Source organism: Streptomyces sp. NBC_00461 (assembly GCF_036013935.1).
GTDB lineage: Bacteria > Actinomycetota > Actinomycetes > Streptomycetales > Streptomycetaceae > Streptomyces.
In genome coordinates this window covers 690406-706038 of sequence record NZ_CP107902.1, presented here as the reverse complement: position 1 = coordinate 706038, position 15633 = coordinate 690406, and the positions used below count along the sequence as shown (strand labels likewise).

Here is a 15633-nt window from a genome sequence, read left to right as displayed (position 1 = left end):
GGGGGTCAGCTGGATGTGGCGAGCAGCTGCGGCGCGTCGGCGTCCGTGCCGTCGCCCGTGCGGAAGTACGTCGACCTGCGCACCCACTTGGCCCACGCGGCGGCCACGAAGCCCGACGCGATCATGACCACGGGAGCGAGGAGCAGGAACCAGCCGTTGTCCGCGCGGAGTTCGAGATGGTCGGTGGAGGTGTAGAAGGACCAGCCGAGATAGCCGCCGAGGCCGAGCAGCGCCGCCGCGCTCAGCGTCGGCAGCACGACGGCCCGTATGCCCTCCCGCCAGTCCTCGCGCAGCAGCGAGCGGAAGCGGACGGCCGCCGCGAGCGCGGTGAGGGCGTACGACAGGGCGACCACGATGCCGACAGCGCTCACCGTCGCCATGATCATGTCCGAGAGTCGCGGAATGACCAGGGCGAGTGCCGCGATCACGGTCGCCAGGGCGCCGATCAGCAGCGTGCCGGCGGCCGGCGTCCCGTAGCGCGGGCTCACCTTGGACCACACGGGCCCGAGGGTGCGGTCCCGGCTCATCGCGAACATCGCCCGGGCCGTGGGAATCACGCCGGCCTGCAGCGAGGCGACCGCCGAGAACATCAGGGCCACGAGAGGGAGCGCCGCCACCGGCTGGGAGGCCAGCCGGTCCCCGAAGTACGCCAGGCCCTGGGCGCCGTGCCCGGCCAGCTCCGGCTCGGTCAGGACCCGTTGGAAGGCCACCGAGCCGAGCAGGAAGAGCATCAGCATGGTGACCAGGGTGATGAGGCCGGCGCGGGAGGCGTCGCGCGGCTCGCGCACCTCCTCGTTGACACTGAACGCGGTCTCGAAGCCCCAGTAGCAGAACACCGAGAGCAGCATCCCCTGCGCGAGCGCCTTCGCCGACGGGATCGCGAACGGGTCGAACCAGCTCAGGCTGAAGGCGTGCGGGCCGTGGATGATGCCGTATCCGCAGAACCCGAGCAGGACGACGTACTCGAAGATCAGCAGCCCGGACTGCAGCCGCGCCGCGGTCCGCACGCCCGTGACGGCGGTGATGGTGACCGCGATCAGGACGACGATGCCGACGGCGGTCGTCTGCACCGTCGAGCCCGGGTCCAGGGCGAGTCCGGCCACCCGGTGCAGCCCCGCCTCCCCGGCGAGCTGGATCATTGCCGACCCGGTGACCGCCGTCGTGTACGCGAGGAACGCCAGCGTCGCCACGATGGTCACCCAGCCGACCATGAAACCGAGCCACGGACTGAGCGAACGACCCACCCACACATAGCCGTTGCCCGCGTTCGGCTCCACCCGGTTCAGCCGGGAGAAGGCGCCCGCGATGCCGAGGACCGGAAGGAACGCCAGCAGCATGATCGCCGGGAGATGCAGGCCCACCACACCGGCCGTGACGCCCAGGCCTATACCGATGCTGGTGGTCGCCGCCGTGCTGGACGCTGCGATGGCGACGCCGTCCAGGACGCCGAGGGACTTGCGCAGCGCGGGCCGCGCTGGTGGATCTGCACCGAAGGGGGTGTCGGACATGGCCGGGTCTCCGCTCGCACCGTGGGGCCTGGTCGGCCCCGGTGACCGCACATGAAACTGCCCGGGGGCTTAACACGTCAACGGTGTTGTCATAAGGTGCGGGCACCGGCACCGTCCCCAGGGAGGCAGTCCATGAGCGAGCGTGTCGTCCCGCCCGATGCCCGGCGCCGCAGACGCCCCACCAAGCAGGGCGTCGTCCTGTCCGAGGAGCTGATCGTCGCCACCGCCCTGCGCCTGATCGAGGAACACGGCGCGGAGGCCCTGTCCGTCCGGCGCCTCGGCCACGCCCTCGGTGCCGACCCGAGCTCGCTGTACCGCTATTTCCGGCACACCGACGACCTGATGCTCGCCGTCACCGACGAACTCATCGGCAGCACCCTGCGTACCTGGCGCCCCACCGGCGACTGGCGCGCCGACCTCAGGGACCTCGGTCTGCGCATGCACGCGGGCTCCCTCGCCCATCCGCGGGCATCCGTCCTCAGCTCCTACCGGGTGACTGGACGGGTGTACGAGATCCACGCCGTGGAGACCATCCTCGGCGTGCTGCGCGACGCCGGGTTCCCCGACGGTGAGGCGGTGCGCATCTATCACGCCTTCGTCGACCAGTCCCTCGCCTTCGGCGCCCTCGACTCGGCCAGCTCCGCCCTGCCGAAGGCCGCCCGGGAGGCGGAGACGGCCGTGTGGCGGGCCACCTACGCGCGGCTCCCCGCCGACACACACCCCCACATCGCCGCCACCGCCCGCCATCTGGTGGCCGAGATGCGCCACAGCTCCTACCCGGTCGCACTGGACCTGTTCCTGAGCGCGGCGGCGGCGCGGCTGGCGGAGATCCGGGCGGGAAGGGAGACCTGACGCCCGCCAACTCGTCGCGCCGGTAAGGGAATTGGCTGGTCGCCGACTGAAATGGCCGGACCGGGATATCCGTGAGGTACAGGAGCGGCGGGGCACCACGCCCCGCGCTCCGCACCGTTCGGAGGAGACATGCCATTGGTGGAAGCGGGTTACGTGGTGCTCGACTGCGCCGAGCCCGAGAAACTCGCCGTGTTCTACAAGGAGCTGCTGGAGGCCGAGGAGACGGATGCGACCGCCAACCGCGTGGAGATCAGGGGCGTCGACGGCTTCCGGCTCGCCTTCCGCCGCGACGTGAACGCGGTACCGCCGAGCTGGCCGCGCCCCGAGAACTCCCTCCAGGCCCACCTGGACTTCGTCGTGGCGGACCTGGACGAGGCGGAGCGCAAGGTCGTGGAGCTGGGCGGGCGCCCGCTGGAGACGAAGGACGCCTCCGGGCCCTTCGAGCAACGCGGGTACGCCGACCCGGCCGGCCACTCCTTCACTCTGCTCCGCGTCACGCCGACGGCACCCAAGCAGGGCTGAGCCGCCCCACAGGCCACTCCACCGGCGGCTTCACAGGTCGACTCACAGGCCACCCCGCCGGGGCCCCCGGCCGGCGTCAGTCCCGGCCGCCCTTGTCGGCGACCGGCCAGACGCCGGTGGAACGTTCGATGGCCTTCGCGCCCGTGCGGTCCACCGCACTGCGCACCACGGCGAACAGGGCACCCTGGACCGCGGCGGCGAGCAGGATCTCCCCCCAGCCACGCTCCTGGTCCAGGGCGTCGGGCGCGTCCTCCTCGTGCCGCAGCGCCATCCACGTCTTGCGGAACGCGAGCCCGGCCAGCGAGCCGCTGACCCAGCCCAGAGCGAAACCCAGGGGCTTGTAGGCGAGAGGCAGCTTCAGCTTCTTCTTCTTGGTCTTCGCCACGTCTGTCTCCTTAGTCGGCCGGGGCCGGTGTGTCGGTCAGGGCCGGCCCCGCGGCGCGACCTGCTCGTCCGCGGGCGCGGGCCCCGGTGGCGTCCCGTCGCCGAACGGCCGGCCGCCGAGCTCCTCGCGGTGATGAGGCGTCAGCCACCCGGACGGATCCGGCCCAAGAGGCACGATCCGGGTCGGGTTGATGCCGGTGTGGACCTGGTAGTAGTGCCGCTTGATGTGGTCGAAGTCGACGGTGTCACCGAAGCCGGGCGTCTGGTAGAGGTCACGAACATACGCCCACAGGACCGGGTTCTCGGCCAGCTTCCAACGGTTGCACTTGAAGTGTCCGTGGTAGACCGCGTCGAAGCGGACCAGGGTGGTGAACAGCCGGATGTCGGCCTCGGTGATGGTGTCGCCGACGAGATAGCGCTGCCGCGCAAGCCGCTGCGTGAGCAGCTCCAGACGGCGGAACACTCCGGTGTACGCGGCCTCGTACTCCTCCTGGTCCGTGGCGAAACCCGCCCGGTACACACCGTTGTTGACGTCCTCGTAGACGTCCGACATCACCGTGTCGATCTCGTCCCGCAGGGCGTACGGGTACAGGTCGGGTGCCCCGTCGCGGTGCAGGTCGGTCCACTCGGTGGCGAGGTCGAGGGTGAGCTGCTGGTAGTCGTTGGTGACCAGCTTCCCGCTGGGGATGTCGACGATCGCGGGCACGCTCACGCCTCCCGGGTAGCCGCTCTCCCGCCGCTCGTAGGCCTCGCCGAGGAAACGGATGCCCAGGACCGGGTCACGGCCCTGCGGATCCAGGGTGAAGCGCCAGCTGCGGTCGTCCTGGACCGGGTCGGCGACGGCGAGGGACAGGGCGTTCTCCAGTCCGAGCAGACGGCGGGAGACCAGCGCCCGGCTCGCCCACGGACAGGCACGGCTGACCACCAGCCGGTATCGGCCCGCCTCCACCGGCCACCCGTCCCGGCCGTCCGCCGTGATCCGGTCCGTGAAGTGGCTCTTGGACCGCCTGAACGACTTCCTCCCGTACGCGCTGTTGCCCCCGCCGCTCATGTTTCCTCCCTGAGGTGCGTGTCCCTCAGGGACGCGTTCCCCGAATTCGGCCACCCGCACGGTGTGAGCCGCCCCGAGAGGGGCAGTCGGCGAAGGTGAGCGGGACATCTTCGGACAACAAGACAGACCGCAGGACTCGCGTCACCGTGCTGGTGGCGCTCGCGGCGAATCTCCTGATCGCGGTGGCGAAGGCCGTCGGCGGCCTGCTGGCCGGATCACCGGCTCTGCTCTCGGAGGCCGCGCACTCCGTGGCCGACAGCCTCAACGAGGTCTTCCTGCTGGCCGCGCTGCGCCGCAGCCGCCGCCCGGCCGACACGCGGCATCCCTTCGGCTACGGCAAGGAGCGGTTCTTCTGGTCGCTCCTCGCGGCCGTCGGGATCTTCGTCATGGGCGGCTGCTTCTCCTTCTTCCAGGGCGTCGAGGCCCTCAGAAACGGTGCCGACGAGAAGCTGAGCGGCTATGTGGCGGGCCTGATCGTGCTCGGCGTCGCGTTCGTCGCGGAGGGCGCGTCACTGCTGAGGGCGCTGCATCAGGTACGCCAACAGGGCGGCAGGAGCGGTATGCGTGACCCCGCACTGCGCACGGTGGTCGCCGAGGACGGCACGGCGGTGCTCGGCGTGACGCTTGCCGCCGCGGGCATGGCACTGCACATGGTCACCGGACAGGTGGTGTGGGAGGCGTCGGCGTCGCTGGCGATCGGCGTGCTGCTCGTCTTCGTCGCCTACCAGCTGGGCAGCGAGGCGCGCGACCAGCTCATCGGGGAGTCCGCCGACCCGGAGACGGCGGCCCGGATCCGCGCGCTGCTCGAAGCGCAGCCCGAGATCGACAGCGTGGAGGCACTGTTCACGATGAAGACGGGCCTCGACACGGTCCTGGTGGCCGCCCGTATCGACCTGATACCCGGGCTGGACAGCGAGCGGGTCGAGGAGGTCGCCGTACGGATCAAGCGCTCCCTGGCGAGCACCGTGCCCGAGGCCGACCAGATCTTCCTCGACATCACCGACCGGCCGGCGCAGGAGGCACTGGAAAGCCCCGCCGCGACGGGGGAACGCGGCGGGGCCTGACGCACGCGTGCCCGGTGCCATCCGCTTCATGCGTGCTCGATCGAAGAATTTTTTCCGGGCCCGTCTCACGGACGGGGCCCGGCCCGGTTGAGGGGCAGGTTCCGGCCCGGTTCAGGGCCCGGTGATCCGGCCCCCGACCCGGGCCCCGATCACTTCTCTCCCGATTCGAGGACGAAGACCGGGATCTGCCGGTCCGTCTTCTCCTGGTAGTCGGCATACGGCGGATAGGCCTCGACTGCACGCTCCCACCACTCGTCCCGCTCGGCGCCGCTGATCTCGCGGGCGACATAGGCCCGCTTCACCGGTCCGTCCTGGAGCTCCACCTGGGGGTCGGCCTTGAGGTTGTGGTACCAGACCGGGTGCTCGGGGGCACCGCCCTGCGAGGCGACCACGGCGTAGCGGCCGTCGTGCTCGACGCGCATCAGGGGCGTCTTGCGGATCTTGCCGCTCTTGACGCCGCGGTTCGTGAGCACGATCACCGGCAGCCCGGTGTCCCGCAGGGTCGTCCCCTTCGTGCCACCGGAGCTCTCGTACAGCTCCACCTGATCCCGCACCCACTGCGCCGGACTCGGTTCGTACTCGCCCTCGAGAGGCATGGCATCCGTCCCATCGTCGTGTCGTACGGCTGACTGGCACCGTGGTGAACACCGGTGCGCGCAGGATTCATCCATACCGCACCGGCCTTCGGCCACACACCTGTCAAGATCAAGCCACCATCCGCACCGCGAGCGCCGTGATCACGCCACTCGACAGCAGCGCCGTCGCCAGCCTCCCCCGCCGGCCCGTCAGCGCCCGGCCGAGCAGAGCGCCGCCCCCGGCAAGCAGCAGCTGCCAGCTCGCGGACGCGGCGAAGGCCGCCGCGACGAACACGCCCTGCTCCAGGGGTGCCGCCGCCTGTGAGGTGCGGGTGCCGAGCACCAGCGCGGCGAAATAGATCACCGTGGTGGGGTTGAGGAGCGTGATCCCCAACAGGCTCAGATATGCCCGTACGGCACTCGGGGGAGCCGGGTCGGAACGGGCGGTGAGCCGGTGACCGCGGTACTGCCGCAGCGCCGCGACCGCGCCCCGCACCGCCAGGGCGGCCAGCACCACGGCCGAGGCCCAGCGCAGCGGCCCCAGTACGGGCCGCAGCGCGGCCGCGAGCGCGGAGCCGCCGAGCGTGGCCAGCAGGGCGTAGAGCCCGTCCGCGGTGGCGACGCCGAGCGCCGCGCCGGTGCCGGTCCGCAGCGAGGTACGGGCGGTCAGGGACACGAGGTAGGTCGCGACCGCGCCCACGGGAACGGCGATGCCGTAGCCCGCGACCAGGCCCGCGACGAGCGCGGCGGTCACGACGCGGGAAGCGTCGGCCTCCGGTGTCGGCCGGACTGCTGCTGGAACCGCGCCGGCGTGGCGGTGGCGGTCAGCGGCAGCGGGGCGAAGGTCGTAGGCATGACCGGATTGTGGACGCGGCCATGGCCCGCCCACAACCGAATTCCGATGCGTGAGCGAGTATCCCCGGCCAGATTGACCAGGCCGCCGATCTGGCCGAACTTCACGTCGCCTTATAGATGCCCCGGGCATCTAATGAAGATCTGCACGACGCACGCTCTTCGTCTGCGAGGTCTTTCCATGACGGAAACGGAACCCGTCGCGTTCCCCCAGGACCGGACCTGTCCCTACCACCCGCCCACCGCCTACGAGCCCCTGCGCGCCACCCGCCCGCTGTCCCGGATCACCCTCTACGACGGCCGTCCGGCCTGGCTGATCACAGGTCATGCCCTGGCCCGCGATCTGCTCGCCGACCAGCGGCTGTCGACGGACCGCGCCCATCCCGACTTCCCGGCACCCACCGAACGCTTTTCGGCGGTGAAGAACCGGAGGGTCGCGCTGCTCGGTGTCGACGACCCGAAACACCGCACTCAGCGGCGGATGATGGTCCCCAGCTTCACCCTCCGACGGGCCGTCGAACTGCGCCCCGAGATCCAGCGGATCGTGGACGAGCGGATCGACGCGATGGTGGCCCAGGGGCCGCCCGCCGAGCTGGTGAGCGCCTTCGCGCTGCCCGTGCCGTCGATGGTGATCTGCGCCCTGCTCGGCGTCCCCTACACCGACCACGAGTTCTTCGAGGGACAGTCACGCCGGCTGCTGCGCGGACCCAGGGTCGAGGACGTGCAGGACGCACGCGACCAACTCGACGCGTACTTCGACGAGTTGATCGACCACAAGCAGAAGCAGGCCGAGCCCGGCGACGGCGTGCTGGACGAACTCGTCCACCAGCAGCTGCGCGAGGGAGTGCTCGACCGCACGGAGGTCACCTCGTTCGCGACCATCCTGCTGGTCGCCGGTCATGAGACGACCGCCAACATGATCTCCCTGGGCACCTTCACCCTCCTCCAACACCCTGAGCGGCTGGCCGAGTTGCGCGGCGACAAGGAGCTCGTGCCTTCGGCGGTGGAGGAGCTGATGCGGATGCTGTCCATCGCGGACGGGCTGCTGCGCCGGGCCACCGAGGACATCGAGGCGGGCGACACGACGATCCGGGCGGGCGACGGCGTCATCTTCGCGACCTCGGTCATCAACCGCGACGAGGACGTCTACCCCGCACCCGACACCCTCGACTGGCATCGCTCCGCCCGCCACCACGTCGCGTTCGGCTTCGGCATCCACCAGTGCCTCGGCCAGAACCTGGCCCGCGCCGAGTTGGAGATCGCCCTGCACACCCTCTTCGACCGGCTGCCGACGCTGCGCCTCGCCGCTCCGGCGGACGAGATCCCCTTCAAGCCCGGCGACACGATCCAGGGGATGCTGGAACTCCCCGTGACCTGGTAAGAGGCTGCAGGCCATGCACATGGACATCGACATCGACAAGGACGTCTGTATCGGGGCCGGCCAGTGCGCGATGGCCGCCCCGGGCGTCTTCACCCAGGACGACGACGGATTCAGCACGCTGCTGCCGGGCCGCGAGGACGGCGGCGGGGATCCGATGGTGCGGGAGGCCGCCCGGGCCTGTCCGGTGGGCGCCATCACCGTGTCCGAGGGCTGAGGTTCAGCGGGACAGCAGCAGCCGCGCCGGCGCGCGGGCCCGGCGCGCGGGCTCGGTGCGCTCGGCGAACCCGGCGTCGGCCAGGGCGCCCTCGGCCGGCAGGAACAGCTGCCCGGCCAGGGCGCCGGGCAGCCCCGCCGCTCCGGATACTGTTGTCCACCCGCCGAGGAGGAAGCCATGGCCGACCGTCCGCCCCTGCCCCCGTTCACCCGTGAGACCGCCGCGCAGAAGGTCCAGGCCGCCGAGGACGCCTGGAACACCCGCGACCCGCACAAGGTGGCGCTCGCCTACTCGGAGGACTCGGTGTGGCGCAACCGCGACACCTTCGTCACCGGCCGCGCCGAGATCGTGCGGTTCCTGACCGGCAAGTGGGAGCGCGAGCAGGAGTACGCACTGCGCAAGGACCTGTGGGCCCACGACGGCAACCGCATCGCGGTCCGTTTCCAGTACGAGTGCCGAAACGCCGACGGCCAGTGGTGGCGCTCCTACGGCAACGAACTGTGGGAGTTCGACGAGCACGGCCTGATGACCCGGCGCGAGGCCAGCATCAACGACGTGGCGATCGAGGAGAAGGAGCGCCGCATCCAGGGCCCGCGGCCCGAGGCCGAGCTGGGGCGGTCCTTCCCGATCGAGTAATGATGCCGCTGAGTAGTGTGCGCGGATGACCGAACAGGCCGGGAAACCCCGGCAGGCCGAGAAGCCCTTCCTCTACGTCGTCGTCTGCGCCGCGGGAATCGCCGCGGACGTCGGCAGGCTGATCACCGCCGCGCAGGAGCGGGACTGGGAGGTCGGCGTCATCGCGACGCCGGTCGCCATGAACGGCTTCTTCGACACCGGGGCCGTCGAGGCACAGACCGGCCGTCCCATACGCTCCGCCTGGCGCACCCCTGGTGATCCGCGCCCCTTCCCGCCGCCGGACGCCGTCGTCGTCGCGCCCGCCACCTTCAACACGATCAACAAATGGGCGGCGGGTCTGGCCGACACCCTGGCCGTGGCCACTCTGTGCGAGACGTACGGTCTGGGGGTCCCGGTCGCCGTACTGCCGTGCGTCGCCGACGCGTTGGCCGCCCACCCCGCCTATCAGGACAGCCTGACACGCCTGCGCGACATGGGCGTCCGGTTCGGTGAGCCGTACTCCGGTGAGCCGGGGGAGGACGGTGGGCGACCGGAGTTCGGGTGGGAGCGGGCGCTGGACCGGCTGGGCGGGGGCTGATGCGCGTTCAGGGGCTGCCGACGGCGGTGAAGTACAGGTGCGTGAGCAGCAGTCGACGACGTGACACCCCGTACGTCATCGCCCTCACCGGACCCTGCGCACGTAGTCGTCGCTGCCGGGCGTCGAGACCATCACGTCCCGCCGGACGATGCTCAGCCGGTCGCCGAACCCCGTACGGGCCTTGCGCAGCCCGGTGTCCGAGTACTCGATCACGAGCACCCGGTCGTCGAACGCCTTCGCGTACGCCCCGCACTCGTCGTGCTCCGCGCACTCCTCGGCCACCGCGAAGTCCAGCCCCGTCCGCTTCCTCAGCCCGGCCAGCTCCACCGTGTTCTTCTGCCCGATCGCCAGGTGCCGGGCGTGCGCGTGCCGGGACAGGAGCGTGACGAAGGCGGTCGCGTCGTCCGCCGTCAGCAGGTGCCGGGAGCGGGTGTAGCTGTCGTAGTTGTCCGGCTCGACCGCGTCGAAGCCCTTGGCGGCACAGCCGTCGATCCATCGGTTGACCCGGGCCGCCACGCGCTGCCGCTTGGCCGGCGTCCGGATGTCGAGCAGTGCCTCTCCCCAGTCCCCGTCGACGACCACCTTGCCCTGCCCGTCCCGCAGCAGCAGGTCGGAGGGCCAGGAGGTGCGCTCGTCCGGCTGGGACTGGAAGGCGTTGACGTAGCAGACGTTGTACAGGCCGGGCGCCGGGGAGGCCGTACGGTCACGGCTGACGACGCGGGTGCCCGGCGGCGGGGGATAGGCGCCGCCGATCTGGTAGTCGAAACCGGCGCGGCGGGGCGGGAGTTGCAGCTCGGCGGACGGCTTCGACGTGCCGGCCGACTCCCCTCCGGAGGAACCGCACGCCGACAACGCGGCGGCGAGAAGTACACAGGCGCCGACGGCCGTCCCAAGACCCCCGACACGAGAGACACCCTTGGTGGGCATGTCCACTCCATCAATCGCGGGTACGACCCCGCCTCGGACCGGCTGTCAGTGCGAACCTGGCGACTTTGGCCGGACTTGGACCTCGTCCGCTACCGGCTGGGCGTACCTCTGCATGCCGCTGAGCGGCTGCGCAGAAGATCAAAACGCCGACGCGGGCCCTGCGTCAAGTGGGCGTGGTACTGGAAGGACGGGTGAAGTCGTACGCTCCCCTTCGTACCCATCCCGAAGGCAGGAGCAGCAACGATGCAGTACGTGAAGCTCGGTTCGACGGGCCTGGACGTGTCGCGGGTCTGTCTCGGCTGTATGACCTATGGCCTGCCCGACCGCGGTGTGCACGAGTGGACCCTCGACGAGGAGGCCTCGCGTCCCCTGATCCGGCAGGCACTGGAAGCCGGGATCAACTTCTTCGACACGGCCAACGTCTACTCCGACGGCACCAGTGAGGAGATCGTCGGCAGGGCGCTGCGGGACTTCGCGAACCGCGACGACATCGTCCTCGCGACGAAGGTGCACGGCCGGATGCGGCCCGGGCCCAACGGCGGCGGCCTGTCCCGCAAGGCGATCATGGCCGAGATCGACCACAGCCTGAGCCGCCTCGGCACCGACTACGTCGACCTCTACCAGATTCACCGCTTCGACCCGCACACCCCCGTCGAGGAGACGATGGAGGCCCTGCACGACGTGGTGCAGGCGGGCAAGGCGCGCTACATCGGGGCCAGTTCGATGTTCGCCTGGCAGTTCTCCAAGATGCAGTACACCGCCGAGCGGCAGGGCTGGACCAAGTTCGTGTCCATGCAGAACCACTACAACCTCCTCTACCGCGAGGAGGAGCGCGAGATGCTGCCCCTCTGCTCCGACCAGGGCGTCGGCGTCCTGCCTTGGAGCCCGCTCGCCCGCGGCAGGCTCACCCGGGACTGGGGCACCGTGACGGAGCGCAGCGAGAACGACGACTTCGGCAGCCGCCTCTACCCGGAGAGCGACCGGACCATCGTCGAGGCCGTCACCCGCATCGCGGGCGACCGAGGCGTCCCGCGCGCCCGCGTCGCCCTCGCCTGGCTGCTGCACCAGGACACGGTGGCGGCGCCGATCGTCGGCGCCGCCAAGCCGCACCACATCGAGGACGCGGTGGCCGCCGTCGAAGTCGAGCTCAGCGACAAGGAGATCGAGGAGCTGGAGCAGCCGTACGCGCCGCATCCCATCGTCGGTCACAGCTGACGAGTGCCCCGGCAGGTACTGGGCCTACCTGTGTCCTGGACCAGCAACCCCGAACGCACCGACGCCCTGGCAGACCTCCTGCACACCTACCACCACCATCGCTGCCCCACCGCATTCGATGGCCGGCCACCGATCAGCCGCGTGAACAACGCTGCGGCTCAATACAGCAGGGCCCAGGTGACCAAGCTCGTCCGGCCGGAGTGGGGAGGGGAGGGGCTCCCCTTCCCCCCACCAGCTCGTCCCACGTGGCGCAGGACACGTTCATGACAGGATTGCGCTGGGGAAACTTCAGGGAAGTCATAGGGCGCCCATGATTGCCGTGAAGGGATGACCCGTGACGTCCACTGCGCCTCCCCCCATACCCCGGGCCGCAGGATCGCTTCCGTTCATCGGCCACGCCCTGAGAATGCGCGACAACCTCGGCTTCATCGACTCGCTGCGCGACACACGGGAACCACTCGTCGAGATCGTCCTGCAACCCGGGACGCGCACCGTCGTGGTCCAGGACCCAGCCCTGATCCACCAGATGCTCAGGGCCCTGGCGCCCACCCTCGACAAGGGCCGGCTCTACGACAAGCTGGGCCAGCTGCTGGGCGACAGTGTCGTCACCGCCACCGGCCGGAACCACGTACGCAAACGCCGTCAGGTGCAACCAGCGTTCGCCCACGCCGAGATCGGCCGTTACGTCGACATCATGCGCGCCGAGGTGGCCGCCACGGTCGCCGGCTGGGAGCCCGGGCGGACCCTCGACGTACGCGAGGCGATGGTCGGGCTCAGCCTCGACATGCTGGCCAAGACGGTGTTCGCCGGCAGCCTCGACGACGCCGTCTTCCGCCGACTGCGCAGCGACCTGTCGGTGGTGTTGAACGACGTCGGTGTGCGCATCATGCTGCCCGACTGGACCGAGCGCCTGCCGCTGCCCTTCAACCGCCGCTTCGACCGGGCCCGGGCCGGCGTACGCGCCACCATCAACTCCGCCGTCGACGAACTGCAGGCCTCCGGGCACGACACCGGGGACATGCTCTCCATGCTGCTGCGCGCCGTCGACGAGGAGACCGGCGAGCCGCTGACCGGGCATCAGATCTGCTCCGAGATCCTCACCCTGGCAGTGGCGGGCACCGAGACCACCGCGTCGGTGCTGTCCTGGCTCCTGTACGAACTTGCCCGCAACCCCGGCATCGAGGCCCGGGTCCTGGCCGAGCTGGACGAGGTCCTCGGCGAACGGCCGGTCGCCCTCGCCGACGTGACCCGGCTGACGTACCTGAACCGGGTGATCACCGAGACCCTGCGGCTGCACCACCCCGGCTGGCTGGTCACCCGCCGCACCACCGAGGAGACCCGGCTCGGCGAGTGGACGCTGCCCGCCGGCACCGAACTGGCCTACTGCCAGCACGCCCTGCACCGCGACCCCGAGCGCTTCCCCAACCCGCACACCTTCGACCCGGACCGGTGGACCGACCCCGCGCAGGAGCCTCCGCCGGGCGCGTTCCTGCCCTTCGGGGACGGCAAGCACAAGTGCATGGGGGACCGTCTCGCCCTCACCGAGATGGTCACGGCGCTCGCGACGCTGCTGCGTTCGGTACGTCTGGAACTCTCCGAGGGCCAGGTCATCCGCCAGGTCGCCCGGCTCACCGTACGGCCGCGCACCCTGCGGATGACCGTCCGCCCCCGCAACCGTCCCCGAGCCGGGGTCGGCCTCTAGCGCCCGCCCAGGGCCTGTTGCGAAAGTGGCTCCCCCAGAGGGGGGTGCCCCCAGCCGCACGACGCCCGGCACGCTCCCCCACTGCCTTAAGGGCGTGGGAGGTGCCCCCACTCGCCGCACCGCCCGAAAGCCCGAGTACGCCCAGTACGAGGGCTTCCGGGCGGCCCGCCGAGAGCACGGACCGGACGCCGCGCGGCCGCCCTTCGGGCGACGACGCCACTTTCGCAACAGGCCCTAGTGGGGCCCGTGCGGTTCGAACTCCGTGCCGCACGGACCCGCACCCTCGCTCTCCGCCAGCAGCACCCGCTCACCGTCCATCGTCACCGTGCGGTAGTAGCGCCCGATGCGCTCCACCGACCGCCCCACGTAGTGACCGATGAACGAGCGGCGGAAACGGTCCGGCGTGCGGTTGGGCTGCGAGCCGTGCACCAGGCTGCCGTTGAAGAACAGGACGTCTCCCGGCGCCATGTCGACCGGCACGGCCGCGAGGCCTGGCGGCGGGGGAACGAACTCCCGCGCGAACGACACGTCGGCGTCCGCCTCCTCGGGGCAGAACAGGTCCATCCGGTGCGTACCGGGGACGACCTCCAGACCGCCGTTGTCCCGGTCGATCACGTCGCAGGCCACCCACGCGGCCACACAGGTGCCCGGTTCGACCCGCAGATAGAAGTTGTCCTGGTGCAGGGCCTGCCCCCGGGCGCCCGGCGGCTTGAAGTAGAACATGCTCTGGGCGGCCAGTACCTCCTCGCCGAGCAGAGCCTCCAGCACCGTGCGCAGCCGGGCGTCGAGCAGGAGGCGCCGCGCGGTCTCGCTGATCTCGTGCGGGTGCATCACCCTCGGGTACGCCGCCAGCGGATCCTCGGACGTGCGCGGCTGGAAGTGCCCGGGCACCGGCCCGGCCGCGTGCAGCGCCGCGAACTCCGCGCGGAGCCGGTCGATCTCGTCGTGGCCGAACAGCCCGCGGACGACGGTGAACCCGTCCTCCTCGAACCTCCTCAGCCCGTCCTGGGTCAGGATGGAGGCGCCGGCGGCATCCATGTCCATGGCTGTCATGCGTCCACTCCTCGGTCAGGTGTCCTCGGCTCATCACGCTAGGCCGCCGTACGCCCGAGGAGGATGCCCGTGAACGCTGACGGATTGCCCGAGGCTGCTGCGCCGCCGCCGGGCCTGGTCGTGGTCGGCCGCTACGACCAGCTCCAGGGGTACGGCGTCGACCGGCCGCGGGGCGCCGACAGCTGGCTGTTCACCTGGACGACGGGCGGGCACGGCCGGCTGCGCCAGGGAGCGGCCGAGACACGGGCGGGCGCGGGAGACCTGGTGGTGCTCGCCCCGGGCGTCCGGCACGAGTACGGCGTCGAACCGGGCGCCCGCAGCTGGCAGTTCTGGTGGGTGCACTGCCAGGCGCGCCCCGCCTGGTCGCCGTGGCTGCGCCCGTACGACACCGGCGACGGACTCTTCGTCGTCACGCCGACCCCGGCCACCCTGCACGACCGGGTCGGGGCGGCCTTCCGCCGGATGCTCGCCGACGCCCGCTGGACGGGAACCGACGCACCGCCCGCCACCGCACCGGACGACCGGGTCGCGGTCGCGCACGGCACCGCGGCCCGGGAACTCGCCCTGTCCTCGCTGGAGGAGATCGTCCTGCTCACGGCCGCCACCGCGCGACTCCCGTCGCCCCCTCCCGGCACCGACCCCCGGGTGCGGCACGCCGAGGCGCTGATTGCCGCGGACCCCGGCGCACCGCACACCGTGCGCTCACTCGCCGAGAGCGTGTCGCTGTCGCCCTCACGGTTCGCCCACCTGTTCACCCGGCAGTCCGGGCAGTCCCCGATGCGGGCGCTGCGCGAGGCGCGTCTGCGCCATGCCGCAAAGCTTCTGGAGAGTACGGATCTGCCCGTGGACCGGGTGGCCGCGGCCTCGGGGTTCGTCAGCCCCTTCCACTTCAGCCGCGTCTTCCACACGCGTTACGGTGCGCCGCCAGGCGCCTACCGGAGGGGCGGCTCAATGGTTGAAACCTGAGCCGATGTGCGCCGAACGACCCGTCGGATGTGCGGCGGGACGGCCGTTCAATGGTTGGCGGAGGGAGGTCGCACCGCGAGCCGGCTGAATCCCATTCCCGATTACGACCCCGACAGGATTGACTATTCGTCAAATCCCCTCGGCGGGCAGGCAA

At 70.9% G+C, this 15633-nt stretch carries 17 protein-coding genes and 1 pseudogene; 11 read left to right on the top strand and 7 right to left on the bottom strand.

Features of this window, described 5'->3' with window-relative positions; genetic code table 11:
- Positions 1-5: 5 nt before the first annotated feature.
- Positions 6-1508: an APC family permease gene (locus OG870_RS03365; protein ID WP_266524382.1), complete on the bottom strand. Its 1503-nt coding sequence runs from the start codon at positions 1506-1508 to the stop codon at positions 6-8.
- Between the two features lie 132 nt (positions 1509-1640).
- Between OG870_RS03365 and OG870_RS03360 the strand changes: the two genes are divergently transcribed.
- Positions 1641-2360, top strand: coding sequence for a TetR/AcrR family transcriptional regulator (locus OG870_RS03360; RefSeq protein ID WP_266524384.1), 720 nt, complete (start codon positions 1641-1643; stop codon positions 2358-2360).
- Between the two features lie 129 nt (positions 2361-2489).
- On the top strand, positions 2490-2882 hold the full coding sequence (locus tag OG870_RS03355) for a VOC family protein (protein WP_266524386.1): 393 nt from the start codon (positions 2490-2492) through the stop codon (positions 2880-2882).
- Positions 2883-2958: 76 nt separating this feature from the next.
- Here the strand turns inward: OG870_RS03355 and OG870_RS03350 are convergent, their stop codons facing one another.
- Positions 2959-3267, bottom strand: coding sequence for a DUF4235 domain-containing protein (locus OG870_RS03350; RefSeq protein ID WP_266524388.1), 309 nt, complete (start codon positions 3265-3267; stop codon positions 2959-2961).
- Between the two features lie 36 nt (positions 3268-3303).
- Positions 3304-4317: a glutathione S-transferase family protein gene (locus OG870_RS03345; RefSeq protein WP_266593651.1), complete on the bottom strand. Its 1014-nt coding sequence runs from the start codon at positions 4315-4317 to the stop codon at positions 3304-3306.
- A 95-nt stretch (positions 4318-4412) separates the two neighbouring features.
- On the opposite strand from OG870_RS03345, the gene OG870_RS03340 reads away from it, so the two are divergent.
- Positions 4413-5381, top strand: coding sequence for a cation diffusion facilitator family transporter (locus OG870_RS03340; RefSeq protein ID WP_266524392.1), 969 nt, complete (start codon positions 4413-4415; stop codon positions 5379-5381).
- 149 nt (positions 5382-5530) lie between these two features.
- On the opposite strand, the gene OG870_RS03335 is transcribed toward OG870_RS03340, so the two are convergent.
- Together OG870_RS03335 and OG870_RS03330 are read right to left on the bottom strand one after the other, a co-directional pair.
- Positions 5531-5977 (bottom strand): nitroreductase family deazaflavin-dependent oxidoreductase, encoded by a 447-nt coding sequence (locus OG870_RS03335; protein ID WP_266593653.1) that lies wholly within the window; start codon positions 5975-5977, stop codon positions 5531-5533.
- Positions 5978-6086: 109 nt separating this feature from the next.
- A complete protein-coding gene (locus OG870_RS03330; RefSeq protein WP_327690592.1) occupies positions 6087-6710 on the bottom strand; it encodes a LysE family transporter in 624 nt (207 codons plus the stop codon).
- A 279-nt stretch (positions 6711-6989) separates the two neighbouring features.
- Here OG870_RS03330 and OG870_RS03325 point away from each other — a divergent pair, with 279 nt between their 5' ends.
- From OG870_RS03325 to OG870_RS03310, 4 genes are all read left to right on the top strand, one after another.
- Positions 6990-8189 (top strand): cytochrome P450, encoded by a 1200-nt coding sequence (locus OG870_RS03325; RefSeq protein ID WP_266593657.1) that lies wholly within the window; start codon positions 6990-6992, stop codon positions 8187-8189.
- Positions 8190-8208: 19 nt separating this feature from the next.
- Positions 8209-8403 carry a ferredoxin gene (locus OG870_RS03320; protein ID WP_266525776.1) on the top strand — a complete coding sequence of 65 codons (195 nt, stop codon included), beginning with the start codon at positions 8209-8211 and terminating at the stop codon, positions 8401-8403.
- A 177-nt stretch (positions 8404-8580) separates the two neighbouring features.
- Positions 8581-9039: a nuclear transport factor 2 family protein gene (locus tag OG870_RS03315; RefSeq protein ID WP_266593660.1), complete on the top strand. Its 459-nt coding sequence runs from the start codon at positions 8581-8583 to the stop codon at positions 9037-9039.
- Positions 9040-9064: 25 nt separating this feature from the next.
- Positions 9065-9616 carry a flavoprotein gene (locus tag OG870_RS03310; RefSeq protein ID WP_266524410.1) on the top strand — a complete coding sequence of 184 codons (552 nt, stop codon included), beginning with the start codon at positions 9065-9067 and terminating at the stop codon, positions 9614-9616.
- An 84-nt stretch (positions 9617-9700) separates the two neighbouring features.
- On the opposite strand, the gene OG870_RS03305 is transcribed toward OG870_RS03310, so the two are convergent.
- Entirely contained in the window at positions 9701-10543 is an 843-nt protein-coding gene (locus tag OG870_RS03305; protein ID WP_266845467.1) for an endo alpha-1,4 polygalactosaminidase, read from the bottom strand.
- 243 nt (positions 10544-10786) lie between these two features.
- Between OG870_RS03305 and OG870_RS03300 the strand changes: the two genes are divergently transcribed.
- From OG870_RS03300 to OG870_RS03290, 3 genes and pseudogenes are all read left to right on the top strand, one after another.
- Positions 10787-11758, top strand: coding sequence for an aldo/keto reductase (locus OG870_RS03300; RefSeq protein WP_266524415.1), 972 nt, complete (start codon positions 10787-10789; stop codon positions 11756-11758).
- Between the two features lie 36 nt (positions 11759-11794).
- A pseudogene (locus tag OG870_RS03295) lies at positions 11795-11926 on the top strand (IS481 family transposase); the annotation flags it as partial.
- 166 nt (positions 11927-12092) lie between these two features.
- A complete protein-coding gene (locus OG870_RS03290) occupies positions 12093-13460 on the top strand; it encodes a cytochrome P450 (RefSeq protein ID WP_266524417.1) in 1368 nt (455 codons plus the stop codon).
- Between the two features lie 234 nt (positions 13461-13694).
- Here the strand turns inward: OG870_RS03290 and OG870_RS03285 are convergent, their stop codons facing one another.
- Positions 13695-14513, bottom strand: coding sequence for a phytanoyl-CoA dioxygenase family protein (locus tag OG870_RS03285; protein ID WP_405626356.1), 819 nt, complete (start codon positions 14511-14513; stop codon positions 13695-13697).
- Positions 14514-14576: 63 nt separating this feature from the next.
- On the opposite strand from OG870_RS03285, the gene OG870_RS03280 reads away from it, so the two are divergent.
- The gene (locus tag OG870_RS03280; protein WP_266845464.1) at positions 14577-15479 is read left to right on the top strand and encodes a helix-turn-helix domain-containing protein; all 903 of its coding nucleotides are present in this window, start codon (positions 14577-14579) and stop codon (positions 15477-15479) included.
- The last annotated feature ends 154 nt before the right edge of the window (positions 15480-15633 follow it).

What these genes read in the sequence shown, in the direction of transcription:
- OG870_RS03365 (WP_266524382.1), bottom strand. Translation starts at nt 1,508, where the DNA reads ATGTCCGACACCCCCTTCGGTGCAGATCCACCAGCGCGGCCCGCGCTG.
- OG870_RS03360 (WP_266524384.1), top strand. Translation starts at nt 1,641, where the DNA reads ATGAGCGAGCGTGTCGTCCCGCCCGATGCCCGGCGCCGCAGACGCCCC.
- OG870_RS03355 (WP_266524386.1), top strand. Translation starts at nt 2,490, where the DNA reads ATGCCATTGGTGGAAGCGGGTTACGTGGTGCTCGACTGCGCCGAGCCC.
- OG870_RS03345 (WP_266593651.1), bottom strand. Translation starts at nt 4,317, where the DNA reads ATGAGCGGCGGGGGCAACAGCGCGTACGGGAGGAAGTCGTTCAGGCGG.
- OG870_RS03335 (WP_266593653.1), bottom strand. Translation starts at nt 5,977, where the DNA reads ATGCCTCTCGAGGGCGAGTACGAACCGAGTCCGGCGCAGTGGGTGCGG.
- OG870_RS03325 (WP_266593657.1), top strand. Translation starts at nt 6,990, where the DNA reads ATGACGGAAACGGAACCCGTCGCGTTCCCCCAGGACCGGACCTGTCCC.
- OG870_RS03320 (WP_266525776.1), top strand. Translation starts at nt 8,209, where the DNA reads ATGGACATCGACATCGACAAGGACGTCTGTATCGGGGCCGGCCAGTGC.
- OG870_RS03315 (WP_266593660.1), top strand. Translation starts at nt 8,581, where the DNA reads ATGGCCGACCGTCCGCCCCTGCCCCCGTTCACCCGTGAGACCGCCGCG.
- OG870_RS03310 (WP_266524410.1), top strand. Translation starts at nt 9,065, where the DNA reads ATGACCGAACAGGCCGGGAAACCCCGGCAGGCCGAGAAGCCCTTCCTC.
- OG870_RS03305 (WP_266845467.1), bottom strand. Translation starts at nt 10,543, where the DNA reads ATGCCCACCAAGGGTGTCTCTCGTGTCGGGGGTCTTGGGACGGCCGTC.
- OG870_RS03300 (WP_266524415.1), top strand. Translation starts at nt 10,787, where the DNA reads ATGCAGTACGTGAAGCTCGGTTCGACGGGCCTGGACGTGTCGCGGGTC.
- OG870_RS03285 (WP_405626356.1), bottom strand. Translation starts at nt 14,513, where the DNA reads ATGACAGCCATGGACATGGATGCCGCCGGCGCCTCCATCCTGACCCAG.
- OG870_RS03280 (WP_266845464.1), top strand. Translation starts at nt 14,577, where the DNA reads ATGCCCGTGAACGCTGACGGATTGCCCGAGGCTGCTGCGCCGCCGCCG.